At 58.8% G+C, this 2,663-nt stretch carries 2 protein-coding genes and 1 pseudogene; all 3 read right to left on the reverse strand.

What is annotated here, in order from left to right; genetic code table 11:
• Positions 1 to 75 (reverse strand): annotated as a pseudogene (locus Q4Q11_RS31445) (GTP-binding protein); the annotation flags it as partial.
• A gap of 66 nt (positions 76 to 141) precedes the next feature.
• Entirely contained in the window at positions 142 to 2,241 is a 2,100-nt protein-coding gene (gene fusA, locus Q4Q11_RS31450) for an elongation factor G (RefSeq protein ID WP_112513054.1), read from the reverse strand.
• Positions 2,242 to 2,271: 30 nt separating this feature from the next.
• Positions 2,272 to 2,663, reverse strand: a 392-nt coding sequence (rpsG, locus tag Q4Q11_RS31455) for a 30S ribosomal protein S7 (protein ID WP_498571937.1), incomplete at its 5' end; no start/stop codon positions are given.

The following is a 2,663-nucleotide window of genomic DNA, read 5'->3' on the forward strand; positions in this document are numbered from 1 at the left end:
CTTGCCGTGGTCAACGTGACCGATCGTCCCGATGTTAACGTGCGGCTTATTGCGCTCAAACTTACTCTTTGCCATTTTCGGCTCTCCGTTTTCCTGTCCCCTGAGGGATCAATTCTTGTTATCGGTCAATTGGTATTCCGGTCACTTCTGACCGGAATACTTTGCCTGGATTTCCTGTGCGACGTTCGACGGAACCGGCGCGTAATGATCGAAGGTCATCGTGTACTGTGCGCGGCCCTGAGACATCGAACGCAGATTATCGACGTACTTGAACATGTTCGCCAGCGGGACGTTCGCGTTGATGACGACAGCGATACCGCGGCTTTCCTGGCCCTGGATCTGACCACGGCGAGAGTTCAGGTCACCGATCACGTCACCGACGTAATCTTCCGGCGTCACGACTTCGACCTTCATCATCGGCTCGAGGAGCTGAGCACCGGCTTCGCGGGCTGCTTCACGGAAGCAGGCGCGGGAAGCGATTTCGAAGGCCAGAACCGACGAGTCGACGTCGTGGAAGGCACCGTCGATAAGCGTCGCCTTGACGCCGAGCATCGGGAAGCCAGCCAGCGGGCCGGAAGACAGAACGCTTTCGATACCCTTCTGAACGCCCGGAATGTATTCCTTCGGAACAGAACCGCCGACGATCTTGGACTCGAACTTGAAGTCGTCGCCATCCGGGTTCGGTTCGAACACGATCTTGACGCGAGCGAACTGACCGGTACCACCCGACTGCTTCTTGTGGGTGTAGTCCTTTTCCGTCTGACGCGTGATGGTTTCGCGGTAAGCAACCTGCGGCGCGCCGACGCTTGCTTCAACCTTGAATTCACGACGCATACGGTCGACGATGATGTCGAGGTGAAGTTCACCCATGCCGGCGATGATGGTCTGACCCGATTCCTGGTCCGTCTTGACGCGGAAGGACGGATCTTCAGCAGCCAGGCGGTTGAGTGCGAGGCCCATCTTTTCCTGGTCGCCCTTGGTCTTCGGCTCGATCGCGATCTGGATGACCGGCTCGGGGAATTCCATGCGCTCGAGGATAACCGGCTTCAGCGGATCGCAGAGCGTATCGCCTGTGGTGGTTTCCTTGAGGCCAGCCAGAGCAACGATGTCGCCAGCGAAGGCTTCTTCGATGTCTTCGCGCGAGTTCGAGTGCATCTGCAGCATGCGGCCGACGCGCTCGCGCTTGTCCTTGACCGTGTTCATGACCGACGCGCCCTTTTCGAGCTTGCCGGAGTAGATGCGGGCGAAGGTCAGCGAACCGACGAAGGGGTCGTTCATGATCTTGAACGCGAGCATGGACAGCGGCTCGCTGTCGTCAGCATGACGTTCGATCTCGGCTTCGGTCTTGAAGTCGATGCCCTTGATCGCCGGAATGTCGAGCGGCGACGGCAGATATTCGACAACGGCGTCGAGCAGCGGCTGAACGCCCTTGTTCTTGAAGGCAGTGCCGCAGAACATGGGATGGAACTTGACGTCGATCGTGCCGCGACGGACGAGCGCGCGGATCTGTTCGTTGTCAGGCAGGTTGCCTTCGAGATAGGCTTCGGTCGCGGCTTCGTCGATCTCGACAACGGTCTCGATCAGCTTTTCGCGATACTCCGCAGCCTTCGCCTTCATGTCTTCCGGGATTTCGACGACGTCCCACTGAGCGCCGAGCGATTCGTCGCGCCAGATCAGAGCGTTCATCTCGATCAGGTCGATAACGCCCTTGAAGTCGCTTTCAGCGCCGATCGGCAGCTGCATGACGACGGCAGTGGCGCCCAGGCGGGTCTTGATCATCTCGACCGAGCGATAGAAATCGGCGCCGGTCTTGTCCATCTTGTTGCAGAAGATCATGCGCGGAACATGATACTTCTCGGCCTGACGCCACACGGTTTCCGTCTGCGGCTCAACGCCGGCGTTGGCGTCGAGCAGAGCGATAGCACCGTCGAGAACGCGCAGCGAACGCTCGACTTCGATGGTGAAGTCGACGTGACCGGGGGTGTCGATGATGTTGAAACGGCGGGTCTTGCCGTCGCGGCCCTTCCAGAAGGTGGTCGTAGCAGCTGAGGTGATCGTGATGCCACGCTCCTGCTCCTGCTCCATCCAGTCCATGGTAGCTGCGCCGTCGTGCACTTCGCCGATCTTGTGCGACTTGCCGGTGTAGTAAAGAATACGCTCGGTGGTCGTGGTCTTGCCGGCGTCGATGTGCGCCATGATACCGAAATTGCGGTAGTCTTCGATTTTATATTCGCGAGCCATAATGGACTGCCTTTCCGAAACCGTTCGGGATTACCAGCGATAATGCGAGAACGCACGGTTGGCATCAGCCATCTTGTGCGTGTCTTCGCGCTTCTTGACGGCAGCGCCGCGGTTGTTGGAGGCATCGAGAAGTTCGCCGCACAGACGATCGACCATCGTCGTCTCGTTACGCTTGCGAGCAGCAGTGATCAGCCAACGGATGGCCAAGGCCTGACGGCGCTCCGGACGAACGTCGACCGGAACCTGGTACGTAGCACCACCAACGCGACGTGAACGAACTTCAACGTGCGGAGCGATGTTATCCAAAGCCTGATGGAACACGCCGAGCGGCTCCTGCTTTGCCTTGCCCTGCACGGCGTCGAATGCGCCGTATACGATGCTTTCAGCGACGGACTTCTTGCCGTCGAGCATGATAGCATTCA

Source organism: Rhizobium sp. UFLA01-1127 (genome assembly GCF_059803845.1).

Excerpts from the sequence above, each read along its gene's own strand:
- fusA (WP_112513054.1), bottom strand. The coding sequence starts at position 2,241 with ATGGCTCGCGAATATAAAATCGAAGACTACCGCAATTTCGGTATCATG.